General features: G+C 38.9%; 13 protein-coding genes. 7 read left to right on the top strand and 6 right to left on the bottom strand.

All coding sequences use genetic code 11. The features are described 5' to 3' along the window. Window positions 1-570 precede the first annotated feature (570 nt). Both WAE64_RS20275 and WAE64_RS20270 read left to right on the top strand, forming a co-directional pair. A complete protein-coding gene (locus WAE64_RS20275) occupies window positions 571-1,653 on the top strand; it encodes a serine hydrolase domain-containing protein (RefSeq protein ID WP_340239598.1) in 1,083 nt (360 codons plus the stop codon). Window positions 1,654-1,977: 324 nt separating this feature from the next. Further along, complete coding sequence (locus WAE64_RS20270) at window positions 1,978-2,325, top strand: LytR/AlgR family response regulator transcription factor (RefSeq protein WP_340239597.1); 348 nt, start codon at window positions 1,978-1,980, stop codon at window positions 2,323-2,325. A gap of 135 nt (window positions 2,326-2,460) precedes the next feature. Here WAE64_RS20270 and WAE64_RS20265 read toward each other — a convergent pair whose 3' ends face one another. From WAE64_RS20265 to nadE, 3 genes are all read right to left on the bottom strand, one after another. Next, complete coding sequence (locus WAE64_RS20265; RefSeq protein WP_340239595.1) at window positions 2,461-3,939, bottom strand: Kelch repeat-containing protein; 1,479 nt, start codon at window positions 3,937-3,939, stop codon at window positions 2,461-2,463. A 1-nt stretch (window position 3,940) separates the two neighbouring features. Then, on the bottom strand, window positions 3,941-4,294 hold the full coding sequence (locus WAE64_RS20260; protein WP_340239593.1) for a DUF4907 domain-containing protein: 354 nt from the start codon (window positions 4,292-4,294) through the stop codon (window positions 3,941-3,943). Between the two features lie 223 nt (window positions 4,295-4,517). Further along, the gene (gene nadE / locus WAE64_RS20255; RefSeq protein ID WP_340239591.1) at window positions 4,518-6,545 is read right to left on the bottom strand and encodes an NAD(+) synthase; all 2,028 of its coding nucleotides are present in this window, start codon (window positions 6,543-6,545) and stop codon (window positions 4,518-4,520) included. Window positions 6,546-7,043: 498 nt separating this feature from the next. Between nadE and WAE64_RS20250 the strand changes: the two genes are divergently transcribed. Continuing rightward, the gene (locus WAE64_RS20250) at window positions 7,044-8,501 is read left to right on the top strand and encodes a hypothetical protein (protein ID WP_340239589.1); all 1,458 of its coding nucleotides are present in this window, start codon (window positions 7,044-7,046) and stop codon (window positions 8,499-8,501) included. A 130-nt stretch (window positions 8,502-8,631) separates the two neighbouring features. Here the strand turns inward: WAE64_RS20250 and WAE64_RS20245 are convergent, their stop codons facing one another. Next, the gene (locus WAE64_RS20245) at window positions 8,632-9,075 is read right to left on the bottom strand and encodes a transposase (protein ID WP_340239587.1); all 444 of its coding nucleotides are present in this window, start codon (window positions 9,073-9,075) and stop codon (window positions 8,632-8,634) included. Window positions 9,076-9,525: 450 nt separating this feature from the next. Here WAE64_RS20245 and WAE64_RS20240 point away from each other — a divergent pair, with 450 nt between their 5' ends. The 4 genes from WAE64_RS20240 (at window position 9,526) to WAE64_RS20225 (ending at window position 14,012) form a co-directional block, all read left to right on the top strand. Beyond that, a complete protein-coding gene (locus WAE64_RS20240; protein ID WP_340239585.1) occupies window positions 9,526-10,050 on the top strand; it encodes a DUF2975 domain-containing protein in 525 nt (174 codons plus the stop codon). 25 nt (window positions 10,051-10,075) lie between these two features. Continuing rightward, the gene (locus WAE64_RS20235; protein WP_340239583.1) at window positions 10,076-10,291 is read left to right on the top strand and encodes a helix-turn-helix domain-containing protein; all 216 of its coding nucleotides are present in this window, start codon (window positions 10,076-10,078) and stop codon (window positions 10,289-10,291) included. A gap of 389 nt (window positions 10,292-10,680) precedes the next feature. Next, on the top strand, window positions 10,681-13,251 hold the full coding sequence (locus WAE64_RS20230; RefSeq protein ID WP_340239581.1) for an outer membrane beta-barrel protein: 2,571 nt from the start codon (window positions 10,681-10,683) through the stop codon (window positions 13,249-13,251). 176 nt (window positions 13,252-13,427) lie between these two features. Continuing rightward, on the top strand, window positions 13,428-14,012 hold the full coding sequence (locus WAE64_RS20225) for a hypothetical protein (RefSeq protein ID WP_340239579.1): 585 nt from the start codon (window positions 13,428-13,430) through the stop codon (window positions 14,010-14,012). A 480-nt stretch (window positions 14,013-14,492) separates the two neighbouring features. Here WAE64_RS20225 and WAE64_RS20220 read toward each other — a convergent pair whose 3' ends face one another. Both WAE64_RS20220 and WAE64_RS20215 read right to left on the bottom strand, forming a co-directional pair. Further along, window positions 14,493-14,786: a hypothetical protein gene (locus tag WAE64_RS20220; RefSeq protein ID WP_340239577.1), complete on the bottom strand. Its 294-nt coding sequence runs from the start codon at window positions 14,784-14,786 to the stop codon at window positions 14,493-14,495. A 138-nt stretch (window positions 14,787-14,924) separates the two neighbouring features. Next, on the bottom strand, window positions 14,925-15,872 hold the full coding sequence (locus WAE64_RS20215; RefSeq protein WP_340239575.1) for a 3-keto-disaccharide hydrolase: 948 nt from the start codon (window positions 15,870-15,872) through the stop codon (window positions 14,925-14,927). Between the last annotated feature and the right edge of the window lie 82 nt (window positions 15,873-15,954).

Here is a 15,954-nt window from a genome sequence, read left to right as displayed (position 1 = left end):
GCTAACACCAGCGTTGAAGGTTAGGTTTTGCAGCATACAGCTGCTAAATTTTGTGCCAGCCAATTAACAAGTATAAGTCCTGAAAACTTTCTATTGGCTTACATCTTCAGTAGTTTTATCTCAAATAGAAAAGGAAAAAGACACTCTAGCAATCAGACAAGCGGCCATTCCACGAATTGTAGCTTTAAATTACTATTGATACCTTTTATTCACGTTTGAGTACCAAAAGTTCGGAACTCAATCTACATTTGATGAAAAAACTAGTGAAATGTTGTTGGCATCGATTGATACAACTTTGGCAAATGATAAAGAAAGAAAAAACTGCATAAGCCAAATGAGCCAAAGTATTTCAAAAATTATAAAAAGTAGTCCAAGTTTGAACATATTGATCTTTCATTGTTTAGATTGTGGCATTTTCCTGTCAGAGTATTATTTCCTATTATTATTTTATCAGTTTGCTGACAATGAACAGGAAATTAGAAATATGAAAATAAGAAAAGCAAACGACATAAAGCAATTTCAAATTCGAAGCTCGAAAATGTTATTTGTCATCAAATCAATCACTCAAAAATGAAAAAAATTACCTTATTAATATTCTTAGCAGTTACTAATATTTGTTTCGGACAAAAGACCGTTCAGTTTGCCGATACTATCCGCAACACTTATAATATTCCTGAAATAAGTTATGCGGTAGTTAATGCCAAATCTACATTAGAAATTGCTACTTTGGGTAAGCACTCCATCAGTCTTTCAGACACTGCAACTTTAGATGATCGTTTCCATATCGGCTCAAATACCAAAGCTATGACGGCTTTCATAATTGCCAGGTATGTAGAAAAAGGAAAACTAAAATGGACGACAAAGTTTTTTGACTTATTCCCAGAATGGAAAGAAAAAAGCAATTCTGAGTATGCAAATATTACCTTAAAAGACCTGCTCTCACATAGAGCACGAGTTCAACCTTTTCAAGGAGAAAACGACCCTCAAATTCCTGACTTTAAAGGAACTAACCCTGAAAAAAGAAAATATTTCGGTCAGTTTGTGTTAACGTTGGAACCCATAAAACTTGATGACCAGAATCCATTCGTTTATTCGAATGCCGGATATACATTGGCAACCTTAATGGTAGAAAAAGTAACCCGTAAAAGTTGGGAAGAACTAGTTGAAAAAGTCTTTAATAAGGATTTGAATTTAAACGTAAAGTTATCCTGGCCTGAAAATCAAAAAATAAAAGATACGTGGGGGCATATTACAGAAAATGATAGCCTGAAACCCGTTTCTTCAGACTGGAATTATCATTTAGACTATACCGAGCCAGCAGGTGATTTAAACATAACACTCGTTGACTATGTCAAATTTATTCAACTCAATTTACAGGGACTTGAAGGTAAAAACAATTATTTAAAAACAGAAACATATAAATTCATCCACAATGGCATAAAAAATTATTCGTTAGGATGGTTTAACGTCTATGAAAATGGTAAAGAGTTGTCTGTACATTCAGGAACGGGTGCTTTTACTTACTTCACAATTGTACATATCGACAAAATAAAAAACATTGCTTACGTTATTTTCACAAATTCCTTCAATCAAAAGACACAGCAAGGCGTAAGATTGTTAATGCGAAAACTAAAAGAAAATTACGGTAGCTAACAATTAAAGAGAATAGATACGAAACTGCTTATTCCACACATTAGCCACCCACTGCTGGCGGCGGACCGTTTTATTTGGTAAACACGGGACGATGCTATTATCATCAAACCCTCCCAATGAATAATGCGTACGTTCAATTCCCCTTCAAGGGGTTAGGGTGTGTTTGTTTTTCATCCCCCTTTAGGGGCTAGGGGCATTTCCCAAATACTAAACCAAACCTACCAAATATCTGCTAAAACCGCCAAATACTAAATGTTTATAGAAGGATTATGATTTTCTTTTCAATTTTGACCATCGTTATTATAATCCCTTTATTTACAAGCCATGAGAAAATTTTTTATTAAGCCAACCTATTGTGACCCTCAGATGATTTGGTTCGACCACGGTAAAACTTGTGTACAACCAGATGAGGTAGTCTATTTGAGTAGTCTAGAAAATTACACCGAGTTTCATCTAAAATGTGGAAAGAAAGTAGTTTCTTCTCGCACCTTGGGTGTACACGAAAAACAATTAGTGGAAAAAGGGCATTTCACCCGTATCCATCGCAAATTCATGCTTAACATGCAATACCTGAAACGTATAGAGTCTATAGGCGAAGAGCACATTGCGCACCTCACCACCGGCGACAAAATTGTTGTTTCAAGACGCAAAGCAAGAACGCTGATTCATTAATAAACAAACGAGCTTATTAAGTGTCGGATACGACATTTAGAACAAAAGCCTTGAGTTAGATGCTCAAGGCTTTTTGATTTTATAAACTTATACAGACATGCGATAACAAAATCTATTTGTCATAAAAAAAGCTTCTTAGTCTACCCTGAAAGATATGCCGTCAAGGCTTAGATAAGTATTTACACCGCTATAAAACTGAACATTCCCGTTGGGATGCACATCTATCCGCCCAAATGTACCGTCACCGCTGGCAACTGTAAAAACCCTGATTTCGGTAGGACGATACCCAAGAGGCAAAGTAAATAAAATAGTGTTCTGCGTAGTTACGCCATTTTTAAGAAACCCTTTCAGATGCACAACCGATTCGTTGTCTTTATAATAAGCTGCCTCTGAGTAAGCAGTGCTATACCGCACCCAGTTATTTTGTAATATAGGAAATTGGAAACTCTGGATACTTCTGTTCAATTTTCCGCCTACAGTAATATCTCCATTTATTGACAAACTCGTTATGTTAGGCGTATATTCCCAAAAATCTCCTGCCGGCTGGTTATCGCCACTACGGTCGGGGGCATAGCCTGTGCCAATATACCCTTTATTATTTACAGCAAAACCAACGGCATCGGCCCGACCTGTACGGCCAAAATCATTTCTTTCTGTCCAGGTATTAGTCACGGGGCTGTATTCCCACAAATCATCTTGCGTAGCTCCGTCGTTCCCTGTGCCTATATAACCTTTGTTACTGATAACAAAGCCCGCAGCACTGTGGCGGGCGCTTCCACCAAAATTAGCTTTCTGAGTCCAGACATCAGTTGCAGGATTATACTCCCAGAAATCTACAGTTCTGGTACTTCCAACAGAACCTGTACCTATGTACCCCCTGCTACTCACCGAAAAACCAACGGCACTACTTCGGATACCGCCACCAAAGTTAGCTTTTTGACTCCAGACATTGGCTGTAGTATCATATTCCCAGAAATCCTCTTTGCTAGTACCTGTGCCGATATAACCCTTATTACTGATTGAAAAACCAACAGCGTTAGTTCTGATACCCCCACCCACATCAGCCTTTTGAGTCCAGACATTGCTAGCCGGATTATATTCCCAGAAATCACTCTTGGCAGTTGATGATTGGGAGCCTGTTCCGATATAACCTTTGTTACCAATCGAAAAACCAACAGCACCGCGTCTGTTTCCACCACCAAAATTGGCTTTTTGTGTCCAGACATTCGTAGCAGGGTCATATTCCCAAAAATCACTCAGGCCACTACTACCTCCTGTTCCGATATAGCCTTTGTTACCAATCGCAAAACCAACAGCATCTTGTCGGGCAGTTCCGCCGAAATCAGCTTTCTTGAACCAAGAATCTGAGGTACTTACCTCCATATTATAGCCACAAAGCTTTTGCCATGTATCGTTCTGGTATAAATTAAAGCAATTATCATCGGTATTGTAAATCATTTGTCCCTCAGTCGGTGTAGGTAATGCGTTGCGTTGGGCGCTTGTCAGCCGAGGCACATATATACCATCAGTAGCCATAGTGCCCGATTGCGCATATAGCTTATTAAGGCTACAAAGCGGAAATAGCATTAGAGAGAGTAGTACAATTCTAATCATGTTATTTAAGGTTTATTTGGTTCTGGATTTCTTCAATACTCAGTGTAGGAGGCATTTGTCCTTGGGCAATTTTTGAAGCCGCCAGTTCAGCAATTTTTCTGGCATCGGCTTCGCTTTTAAAAGGCAGGTTTCCCTCCAATGCAGGAATACCTGGCTGATTGATAAGCAATTTGTATCGGATATAAATCCGGTAAGCCCATCCATCAAGCCGAGGATATGTTTCGCACTGGAGGCTATCATTGTATCGGTACAGAATACCGTAGTCTTGTTTTTGAGCAATAAGTCGTTTTGGACGCTGGGCTAATGTGACATATACAGCAAAGCCATAAAATACTATGAACAATATGCCTTTCATTAATACGCAGGTTTTGTGTAGGTTCAATTAACTCGTTTTGAAATGGGTATTTTTTTTTACAAATTACTGATATACAGGCCATTTGTTCAATACGGCAATTGCCGTATAAATGAGGAGGAGGATATAAAACGGAGGTTAAATTGATGTACAATGCAGATATTACTCATAAAAAAGCCTTCGGCTCCACACAGGAAGCCGAAGGCCATTATTTGTATTGTTATACTTAAAAACCGATGCGCCCTTTTGCTTTTCTTTTATCGCCTTTGTCGAGATAATCACGCATATCGGCTAGTTCTTTTTCGAAACCACCGCTTAAAATCGGGAAACGGCACCAGCTACGAGGGTCGAGGTTATAGCTATCAAGATGGAAACTCGGTGCATAACGCTCACGTTTCCACTGATTACGGCTCCAAAGGCTGAAAAACCTTTCTACCCATGCCGCAAGCGTATCACGGTCAAATACCTCTCCAAACTGTGCTTCCATAAACAACAGACACTCTAAAGGAGGCTTTTTGTCTCTGATAGCCACTTTTTCAATCTCATTCAGCACTTCGTAAGGCATCAAATCCTTTTCGTCGGTCTGTTTTTTGTCTAGTGGGCGCAGCTCTGCGGTTGGTTGCAGGCTGTTTACTTTGCTGAGTCCTTCTATTTTAATATGCTTACCTTTCACATCACAACCCACGGTTTCGAGCCACACAAGCCATTTTTTAAGCCAGAACTTATCTATACCCGCTATCGGGTTGATGCTTCCTGCCGTGTCACCATCCATTGTGCAATAGCCCACGGCTACTTCCGAGCGGTTTGATGTTGCCAACAACAAGTGATTATACAAATTGGTTAATAACCACACACTTGGGGCCCTTACCCGCGCCTGAATGTTCTGCAACGGTAAATCGTCGGTTTCCCAGGTCAGATTACGGCCAATTTGTTGTTCTATTAGCCCCGTATAAGCTTCTACCAGACCATTGATATTTACATTATAGAAAGTTGCTCCTATTGATTTGGCCAGACTCTCTGCCGACTCATACGTATCTGTCGAACTGTTTTCTGTGCCTTGGTAAATACTGTGTATCAGCTCCTTGGTTATTTCTTCTACCGTTGTGCAGGCCTGTATTTTCTTGATATAAGATAATCGCTTCTTAAAGGCATCTAAACCAATACTTTCGTCGGCTAAGCGAATCATGAGTCCACATAGAGCCACACAAGCGCAAGAATCGGCCCCACCCGATAATGATACGGTAAAACCTTGCGAACGAGATTTACGCAGATAATCAAACAGTGCCAAAGAAACCGCACGGGCAAATTCTTCTTCTTTCAGATAACCGCCTCTTTCAAATTGCTCTAGTTCGGCATGCTGATTCGCCACAGGCTTAATCTCGGGGTAATCGAATAGGGCTGGTACTTTCCAGTTGCCTTGCAGCAGCGGAGATTTTATTTGTGAATGGTTTACCTTCGGGGCTTCAATGTCTATTACGGCGCTTGTTACGTAGTAATCGTTATACCCAAAACGAGGCGACGAAACCAAGAGATTCCCATCGGAGGCAATCATAGCATCGCCATCAAAAATGAGTCGCCCTGCTTCATTGCCTAATAGATTTGTATAAATATAGCTACACGAAAACGAGCGACTACCGTCAATCACAAAGCGCTCACGGGTTACGAATTTTGAAAACGAAAACGGACTAGCACTCGGATTCAGAATAATATCAACGGCTCTATCAAACAAAACTCTTCCGGGACGGTTCGCCACCCAGGCATCTTCACATATCTCAAAACCTATGCGCACACCGCCCAATTCAAAAACCAAATCTCCTATCGGATACTTAAATTCGTCAATCTCAATTTCATCGCGCATACCCGTTGGCCAACGGTGAAACCAGCGGTCTTCGTAAAATAAGCCATAGTTAGGCAAATGCTGCTTACACACAAAGCCCAGAATACGCTTGTTGGCTATCAAGCACGAAGTATTATAAATCTTATTATTAAAGCGTATCGGCAAGCCCACCGACACTATCATGCTCGAGGTATAAGGCACTATCTCTAAAAGACTTTCTTTGGCTTGTTCGGCTAAATCGAACGAGTAAAAGGCGTCTTCGCACCCATAACCCGTTATACACAGTTCAGGCAAGCACAAGAGCGTTACATCTTGTTTGTCAGCCTCTTTAATACACTCAATGATATTTTTGCGGTTCTGCTCCCAAGCCAATGGCGTTTGGTTGAGCGTTCCGGCAGCAACTTTTATTAGTTTCATTCTTATTTTGTTTTACCGTGCCATAAGAGTCTATCCACCGTGTCACGCCTATACTCGAACTCAAACGGGCGTGGCACGGTTAATATGCACAATGTTCTAAATTATTATTATAGACCTTTCTACGTGTCGCGGTTAGTCAGAGAATTGTCTTATTTAAAGACCTTTCCACTTTATACCCGTGCCACGCTCTTTATCGGACGGGTATAAGCGTGCCACAGGTCTGTCCACCGTGTCACGCCTATACTCGCAAGCAAAAGGGCGTGGCACGGTTAATAAGTAATCCTAAGATTAGTTTAAAGGCTTCTCCACAACTACCCGTGCCAAAGTTAAGAAGCGATTACATGCTTAGTTTAAAGGCTTCTCCACAGCTACCCGTGCCACGGGAGGCCGTCCACCGTGTCACGCCTATACTCGCGAGTAAAAGGGCGTGGCACGTGGGCTGTTAAAATAGCATAAAAAAATTCCCCCTATTTTTGTTTTGGGAAAAACGTTAAAACAGTGGGGAATCAGTCCGAAGACAGAAACAAAGTTAGTTTAAAAAACTACAAGAACAAATCTAAACAACAAACCAAAGACCTAAAAGCTATCAAGAAACGAGTGGTAGAATTAAGTCATAGTCGAGATAGCTGGAAAAAGAAGTACCAAGCACTTCAAGCCTCTACCAAACTTGCTAAGAATTCAACTTCACTAAACTTTGGGATCCGTCCTTGTAAGCATCATTATCCTTTAGGTCTGATATGGTTATGTGTGCAGTTTCAGTTATATGCCGGTGTAAGTTTTCGATCTTGCCGACATTGTCTGATTCAGTTCTATTTACTTTTAAGTCTTAATTATCGGGTCCCAAGTCATGTAAGCATCCGTAACTGGGCTTGCAAATGTGGCTATTATCGTTTAAAAAAGATAGGACTCAATCAGCTAAAGACAGTCAATAACTATGCTGTAATAGTTGACGAGAGTATCAGTATCGGTGCAGAACGACTACTCCTTGTTTTGGGCTTACCTTTAGATAATTGGCAATTTGAGAAAGCTGCTTCATTGGCTGATATAGAGGTGTTATCATTAAGAGTATCCAGAGAATGGAAGTCTGAACAAGTCAGTTCGGTGCTTTCAGAAGTAGAGAAGCGCTATAAAATAGGCTATGTTGTGAGCGATATGGGGAATAATCTTCTGAAATCGTATCAAAACAATGCTTATATCCACCTACCTGATATTACCCATATCATAGCCAGAGCTTTAGAGAGGATTTATAAAAAGGATGCACTTTTTATCGTAATGAATCAAATCTGTGGAGGACTTCGCAGACGTTGGTATCTTTCTAAATCAGCTCCTTTAATGCCTCCCTCTCAGCGAAAGAAAGCACGATTCCATAATATTTTCACACTCGCTCTTTGGGCAAAGGATATTATCAACATTTATCAGACATTAGACCATACCCACCAACAAGAACTTCATTGGATACAAGCCAATAGGGTTTTTATTGAAGAAATGTTGATCTTGAGAAAGGTCGTTAGTGAGTTAAGTGAACTTTTGAAGGTGCAGGGCTTCAATACCCAGACCCATCAGCAAGCCATCCAAATCCTGCAAATTTGCCAGACAAGAAGAGCACTGTTTTTTAAGAATGAATTAGAAGTGTATTTTAATGATTTAGCTCAGAAGCAATTAATGAATCCTGATTTACCGCTAACACTGTTGTGTTGTTCTGATGTGATTGAATCAGCTTTTGGTAAGTTCAAATACAAAATTAGTCCTAATTCAATCGGAGGTATTACTGAATTCGCTTTAACAATTGCCAATTTTGGCAGACAATTTTCTAAAGATGAAATCTTAAAAGCGATGGAAGCCGTTAAATGTGAAGACTTAAAGAAGTGGAGGATAGAGAACGATGTCCCATCTTTAGCTAAAAAAAGACGGGACGTATTCTCTCAAAAACAGAACGCAAAAATACTATCTATTTGAACAGCCCACGTGGCACGGTTAATATGCACAATGCTCTAAATTATTATAGACCTCTTCTTTTCTACCCGTGCCACGCTCTTTTTCGGACGAGTATAAGCGTGCCACGGGAGGTCGCACCGTGCCACGGGGTTTACCAGATTTTCAAAATCTTATCTGGATTTATACTCTTATATGACACCTCATAAAAATTATCAAAATCTATTTTTAAAACCTCTTTTGTCAACATTTGGTTGCACAAAGTTCCGTTTCTAAGCTTAGCATAATCTATGAAAGAAGAAAACTCCCAATCTTCCATCTTTGTTACCAGTAGAGCTACACTCGGATTCTGGTGAATGTAATGAAAACAAGTAACAGCATATTCCCAATCTACTGGTGCTGGAGTCAAATCCTTTACCTTAGTATTCTGCGTGAATAACGAACCTGTTCGTTGTTCTTGTTTATTTATAGCCAATGAATAACTACTCAACATATTTCTTAATGCCTCAGCTATAACGTTCCGTTCTTCGTCTTTTACTTTAATAGTTTTGATCGAATTTTCGTTAGCGCGTATCTGAAAATGAAAATGGTTGGGCATTAAGCAATAAGATAAAATATCACAATGAGGAAGTAGGAATTTCCGCATTTTGCTCAAAAAGAATAAATAATTATCTCTTGAGAAAAAAATCTTCTGTCGGTTATTACCTCTATTATATATGTGATAAATGTGGTTTATCTGATATTGCATCAATCAAACATACTTAAGTTCTGCAAAATACTTCTAATTCAATTAAAGGCAAAATATAGATTCTTAACTTCTTAGAAATCATTATTCACTACTTATGGGTGACACACTAGCCGTGCGCCACCTTTTTCAGGACGAGTATAGGCGTGCCACCCAAACCTGGCATTTTCAACTCATCCTACAAAAACCGTTATTCATAAACAATTTAGCGAAGTTCATCATAAATTTATTGTTTATCGATAAACACAAGCCTAAGTTTGTATCATCAATTCAAACAAATCTAATCTTTAATCAAATACCGTTATGAAAACCAGAACCCAAAATATTTTAAGTGTAGTACGCATTATTGCCTTGATAGGCTACATCGGAGCCGCTGTTTATGGCCTTCGCATCATCATTCCATTTGTTGGGGGTTTTATTACCGACAAACTAGCCTTTGATACCGGAACAGGTCTCGACAGCCTTAGAGAAACGCATCTGCTCACTTATCTATCGTTGATGAGTTTTATAATAGCTTTAGTAATAATGAAAGTACGTATGTGGGAAAGCCTGCGAGCGATTCTTGAAGAAATTGACCTCAGCTCGCCTTTTTCATTAAAAATAGCCTCAATGCTCGAAAACATGAGTTACCTGATATTGGCCGTAGGCATAGTGTACATAGCAGGTGATTCTTATGCCGGATACATTTCTAAAAAAATCAGCATTGTTGATAAAGGGCTACTCAATGGCGATTTTCAGTATCTTTTCTCGGCCGGTGTTGTGTATGTAATGGCCCAGATATTCCGCCGTGGAGTAGAACTACAAGACGAGAACGAGTTAACTGTTTAAGCGCTCAACCTTAAAATTAATTACCATGCCCATAGTCGTAAACTTAGATGTGATGCTTGCAAAAAGAAAAATGCCGCTCTCTGAGCTAGCCGAAAAAGTAGACATAACCTTACCAAACCTGTCTATTTTAAAAACAGGCAAGGCAAAAGCCGTACGTTTTTCGACTTTAGAGGCCATTTGCGAAGCACTTGACTGCCAGCCGGGCGATTTACTTGAATATGTTTCTGAAAAAAAATCATAATTCTGTGCAACCGTCCTGATGATACTTGCATCTACAAGACAAATGCAAGGTTTTACCATTCATCATAAAATACAAACCACTTATGTAATATCAGTTACCTTGCATTACAAAGTACTATATGTTTGTATCAGAAAATTATGAAAAAGCTTACGACACTTAGTTTAGTTTAGGTTAATTGAAAATCAAAACTGTCTCAGCCTTTAGAGGCAGTTTTTTCAACAAACAATGTAACCTAAACCGCACTTTCACTATCTAATAAAGAAGTTGAAAGAAATTTAGAAAAAATTTATGAAAAGCATTTAATAAAACAGTTTTTACCATTAGTGTTTGGCTCTCATAGCAGGCACTCAAAAATATACAAAGCTATTACTAAGTAAATAATTTAAACGATGAAAAAGCTATTACTAACACTCTTGCTTGCAGGAGCGGGCTTGGTTTCTTTTGCCCAAACTACCAAAGGAAAAATTTCAGGAAGCCTCTTCGATGAAAAAAAGCAAGCACTTCCGTTTGCCAATGTTTTATTGCTAAAAGCGCAAGACTCTACACTTATCAAAGGTGCAGTAAGTGATATAGAAGGAAAATTTTTGTTCGAACAATTTGTAGCTAACGATACCCAGAACCAATTTATCGTGTCGGTTTCGATGGTTGGCTACAAAAAATACTTTTCGCCTAAAATTGTTATCAGTGCCGAAAACCTTGAAGTAAAACTTTCTAACATTCAATTAGAACTTGATACTCAAAACCTGAAAGAGGTAACGGTATCGGCCAAAAAACCTTTTGTAGAGCAACAAGCCGACAAATTGGTGGTGAATGTTGAAGGTAGTATAGTGGCTAACGGTAACACTGCTTTAGAGGTTTTACAAAAGTCGCCGGGTGTAACTGTCGATAACAACGATAACATCAGTGTGAAAGGAAAACAAGGTGTTTTGATTCTGATGGATGGCAAACCGACTTATATGTCGGAAAGCGATTTGGCCAATCAGTTGAAAAACATGAACAGCGACCAGATTGAGAAAATTGAGATTATCTCAAACCCATCGTCACGCTACGATGCCGCCGGAAAAGCCGTTATCAACATTGTTACCAAGAAAAACAAAAACTTTGGTACCAACGGAAGCGTATCAATTGGAGGGTCGGTGAGTTTGCCCCCTTTGTTAAAAACCGGGCTCAACAAAGAACTAACAAGCGAAGAGGTGATGAAACCCGGTATGATGCCAAAGTATTCAACAAGCCTCAACCTAAACAATCGCCAGGGCAAATTCAATACGTTTACGAATGTTACGTTTTCTGACAACCAACGTTTCAACAACAACGTATTTATAAGAGAAATAGACGGCCATACGTTTCAACAATACGCACACCGCTACCAATATAACCAGAATTTTAGCTATAAAGCAGGCGCCGATTATTACGCTACTAAAAAAACCACACTTGGAGTATTGGTTACAGGTAATGTAGGTTCATGGGAAAGCTCGAATCCGAATACAAATATTACTTATATCAAACGCACTGGTGCAGCCACGCCTGACTCTAGCTTGTTGACAACCTCGAGTACTGTAAGAACATGGACAAACACAACCTTTAATGCCAATTTGAAACATACGTTCGACTCGACTGGCAAAGAATTGACAGCAGATATTGACTACTCGATTTATGATAACCGGATGAGAGAAAGAGGGATGATTTCGAGATTCTTTAAATATGTTGACGGAGTAGAAACTGAATACAATACGCCGCTTAATATTACCAGCAGTTCGCCGAATAAGTATAACATCTTTGCAGTAAAAGCAGATTATGTACACCCATTAGGTAAAATGAAAGCGAAGTTGGAGTTCGGAGCAAAAAGCAGCTGGGTGAAATCAGACAACGACATCAGATTCTTTCAGAATGGCGCAGTAGACAAAGGACGTACCAACTACTTTATATACACCGAAAACATCAATGCGGCTTATGCCAACTTTAATAAAGAATTTGGCAAGAAATTTAACTTACAGGCAGGTTTACGTATGGAGCACACACGCTCAGAAGGTAAATCGGTTACATTGAATGAGTCTCGTGTTCGTGATTATGTGAAGTTGTTCCCGAGTGTATTCCTGACACAGACAATCAACAAAGACAATCAGTTGACTTATTCATATAGCCGTCGTATCGATCGTCCATCTTATAACTCGTTGAATCCGTTCATTTTCTTCCTTGACCCTTACACGTATCAGTTAGGAAATGAGTACCTGATGCCGCAATACACCAACTCGTTTGAGTTAACACACAGTTTCAAACAAGCATTTGTAACAAGTGTTGGGTATAGCATCACAAACGATTATATGACCGAGGTAATCAAAAACGCGGTAAACGTACCGGAAGTATTAGAGAAACTGAAAAAATACAACAATATTCAAGGCATTGATCCTGAGAAAATAACTTTTGCTACGCAAGAAAACATTGCGAAATTCGAGAACATCAACGTTAATTTCAGCGTTCCGATTCCGATTACAAAATGGTGGAATGCACAAAACAACCTTTCGGTCTATTACAACAAATACACCGGTGTTGTGTCAGACCAGAGCCTGAACGTTGGTCAATGGGCCTTTAACTTCTATACAAGCCAAAGCATTAAATTACCTAAAAATTTAACAGCCGAGGTGTCGATGTGGTACAACTCACCTAACGTGTACGGTATCATGCAAGGAAGAGCCCAATACGCAGTAAATGCAGGTTTACAAAAAAGTTTGTGGAACAAAAAAGCCACCCTTCGCCTGAATGTTAACGATATATTCTTAACAAGTTTCTGGTCGGGTAAAACAAACTTTGCAGGTGTAAACATGACCATCAACAACCGTTGGGATAGCAGGGCAGTACGTTTATCGTTCTCGTACAAATTTGGTAACCAAAACGTAAAAGCTGTTCGTAACCGTAGCACTGCCACAGAAGCAGAACAACGCAGAACAGGCGGCGGAAACTAATTGTTAATAGTCTATAATAAGCACAAACGCCTTAGGCCATTGGTCTGGGGCGTTTTTTTGTGGGGGGAGTATCCGAAAAATAAACACTCAAATATCTATTGATATATATTTATTCTTTATTTTAGCGAATAAGACCTATCACATTTTCCAGAATCAAGCGTTTTAGAGCATTCCAGATGATAATATTACCACAAGAAATAAAAGAGCGATTTTTTAAAACAATCAATGGAGACATTTCAATTGAAGAATTTGAACAATGGCTATATACAGACAATGACCTTGAAAATCATTTAAACTCAAACGATTATCTTGACTTAATTTCATTAAATTTTAAAAAGAGCGGAGCAAAACATGAACTATGGAAATTACTTAAAAAGCACATTGACCTTAGCGAATTCGAAACTTATAAAATACTGGAGCTTCTTAGAGAAGCGCAAAAAAAGACAGATAGTCTTCCTTTTATCTTGATGGAATTTTATGATTTATATTGTAGAGGTTATAACTTTTTACAAGACCTTGGACTTGCGATTGTAATCGCTATAAATGCTACAGCAGATACTTGGGAAGAGCTAACAAGCCAACAACAAAAAGAATTATTGGAGAGTTTATCGCCTAAACTTGAAGAATATATAGAAGAAGTAATAAATTGGATAGAAACAAAGAAAATCATATTGTTAGGTTCACCCGATGAAATACAGTATTACAAATATGAAGATTTAAGATTCAATAAGACACAAATCAACATTATTAGAATAAACTAAAATCCTATCATTCTTCCTTCCATTTCGGTGAATAAATTCACCGCCTAAAATAACAATGGAAACTTATCACAGCCCCGACTTAAGTCGGGTCAACATTAAAAAATTCCTTTGTTTCATTAGCCACCCAATTTATTGGGTGAACACGGGTAGCAGCTATTACCATTCTCCTATCTCGCCAAATAATTAGGTTTCAAAAAATAATTATTCTTTAAAATCTATATTTATACGAATTGACAAGATAAAAATATAGAAAAGAACGCTTATTTCTTGATAAAAGGAGCAACCATCGCACAGCAGCAATTTCAAACAAAAAGATGTAGGTAAGCACTATCTTTTACTAGAGATAAAAAAGTCTCCCTCTCCTTTTCAGAAGAGGGATATTTAGAGGGTGAGGGGCCTTCATCAAATCAGGCATTCTAGAGAACGCTTATTTATTAAACTCTAATCAAGTTGAGATAAAGAACATCCCCAAAAACCCCATCAAACCCCCTCCAAAATAGAATCAATTTCAGAAAGTTTAGCTGCAAGGTAGCCGCTTTCTATGTCTTCAATCCAGAAATCATTTTTAGCCGTCATGTGGCCGTTAATCAGTATTTTTGCCTGATTTAAACCATATTTTACCGTATTCTTAAATTCTTCATCGGCCGTCTGCTTATTGGCTGTTATGGTCTCTTTCAAGGTATTAAAAAGCTCCTTGTCGAAAACATTGTTTATCCCTAAATCAAGTAGGAACTGGTCCATGTCTTGTTTCAATTGCTCATTTGTAGTATTCATCTTGCACAATTTTTTATTTACAAGAAGAAACTCGTAACACTACAGAAAGTTTTAGGATAAGATAAAATCTTTTGAAGAATTACCTCAGAACCCTTTGCTTCGCTTTGGCATACACAAAAAACTCTGAGGTAAAAACACTTAATTTTTAGCAGGCGTAATCACAATATTTCTATATTCAATCGGGCCGTGGTCACCTTGGAAGAAGATAGGGCCTGGCTCGCCTTCGTTGCTATCTAAAGCACCACCCGTTATACCTGGAATTTCGTTTTTGTAGATAATCGTCTTGCCATTCAGCACAACCGTAACTACTCTACCAACCAAAGTAATATCAAAAGACTGCCATTCTCCGGCTGGTTTTGCCGGCATTTCAAGCGGAGCAATAAAGCCATAAACAGCACCTAATTGGTCTTTAAGTGGGTCTCTTCCTTCGCTGTCAGTTACCTGTACTTCGTAGCGACCTCTTAAATAAACACCACTGTTACTTTCTTTCGGGTATCTGAACTCCACATGTAATTTAAAATCGTTGAAAGTACGAACGCTGCGCAGATTTGAACCCGATTTCGGACTTTTCAGCACACCGTTTTCTACAATCCATTGGTTTGTAGCACCGGTTGCCTCCCAACCATCCAGGTTTTTACCATTGAAAAGTTTAATTGGCGCACCCCAAACCGGAGTTTTAGTACTGTTTAATTTAGGCGCACGCACCCCTACCCAACTCAACACCTCACCACTAGGCGTATTCATTGTGCCGCTTAGTTTATCGTCTTGTAAAGTACCTTCTACTACCAAATCTTTTTCGGCGCTATCCCATTGTGGCGGAATAGAAAACGACATCTTATTATCGGCAAAATTGATACGCGAAATTGGTCTGGCACTACCGCCATCACCCACAAAATGTCCGTTTAGGTATTTTACACCAGAGTGATTTACTTCTAACCACGATGGGCTCGTTTTGCCGTTTTTGGTAACAGTAATATCCCAACGGCCTTCAATACTTTTAATAGGAGCTAATTGTGCCGACAAGGTTTGTCCCATCATAGAAACAATACCAAAAATGCCAGCAATTTTTCGAAATTGAGTAGTCATTTTAGATTTTTTTTGGTTGAATTTAAGTAAAAGTATTTATCGATGTTTTTTTCAGCAAAGTAGCGATAAAAGTGTCAGTTTT

The organism is Emticicia soli (genome assembly GCF_037860775.1).
Taxonomy (GTDB): Bacteria; Bacteroidota; Bacteroidia; order Cytophagales; family Spirosomataceae; genus Emticicia; species Emticicia soli.
The sequence above is the reverse complement of the archived record's forward strand: the minus strand, read 5'-3'. Positions and strand labels throughout refer to the sequence as shown.

Excerpts from the sequence above, each read along its gene's own strand:
- WAE64_RS20220 (WP_340239577.1), bottom strand. The coding sequence starts at position 14,786 with ATGAATACTACAAATGAGCAATTGAAACAAGACATGGACCAGTTCCTA.
- WAE64_RS20260 (WP_340239593.1), bottom strand. The coding sequence starts at position 4,294 with ATGAAAGGCATATTGTTCATAGTATTTTATGGCTTTGCTGTATATGTC.
- WAE64_RS20275 (WP_340239598.1), top strand. The coding sequence starts at position 571 with ATGAAAAAAATTACCTTATTAATATTCTTAGCAGTTACTAATATTTGT.
- WAE64_RS20245 (WP_340239587.1), bottom strand. The coding sequence starts at position 9,075 with ATGCCCAACCATTTTCATTTTCAGATACGCGCTAACGAAAATTCGATC.
- WAE64_RS20235 (WP_340239583.1), top strand. The coding sequence starts at position 10,076 with ATGCCCATAGTCGTAAACTTAGATGTGATGCTTGCAAAAAGAAAAATG.
- WAE64_RS20265 (WP_340239595.1), bottom strand. The coding sequence starts at position 3,939 with ATGATTAGAATTGTACTACTCTCTCTAATGCTATTTCCGCTTTGTAGC.
- WAE64_RS20240 (WP_340239585.1), top strand. The coding sequence starts at position 9,526 with ATGAAAACCAGAACCCAAAATATTTTAAGTGTAGTACGCATTATTGCC.
- WAE64_RS20270 (WP_340239597.1), top strand. The coding sequence starts at position 1,978 with ATGAGAAAATTTTTTATTAAGCCAACCTATTGTGACCCTCAGATGATT.
- WAE64_RS20225 (WP_340239579.1), top strand. The coding sequence starts at position 13,428 with ATGATAATATTACCACAAGAAATAAAAGAGCGATTTTTTAAAACAATC.
- nadE (WP_340239591.1), bottom strand. The coding sequence starts at position 6,545 with ATGAAACTAATAAAAGTTGCTGCCGGAACGCTCAACCAAACGCCATTG.
- WAE64_RS20215 (WP_340239575.1), bottom strand. The coding sequence starts at position 15,872 with ATGACTACTCAATTTCGAAAAATTGCTGGCATTTTTGGTATTGTTTCT.
- WAE64_RS20230 (WP_340239581.1), top strand. The coding sequence starts at position 10,681 with ATGAAAAAGCTATTACTAACACTCTTGCTTGCAGGAGCGGGCTTGGTT.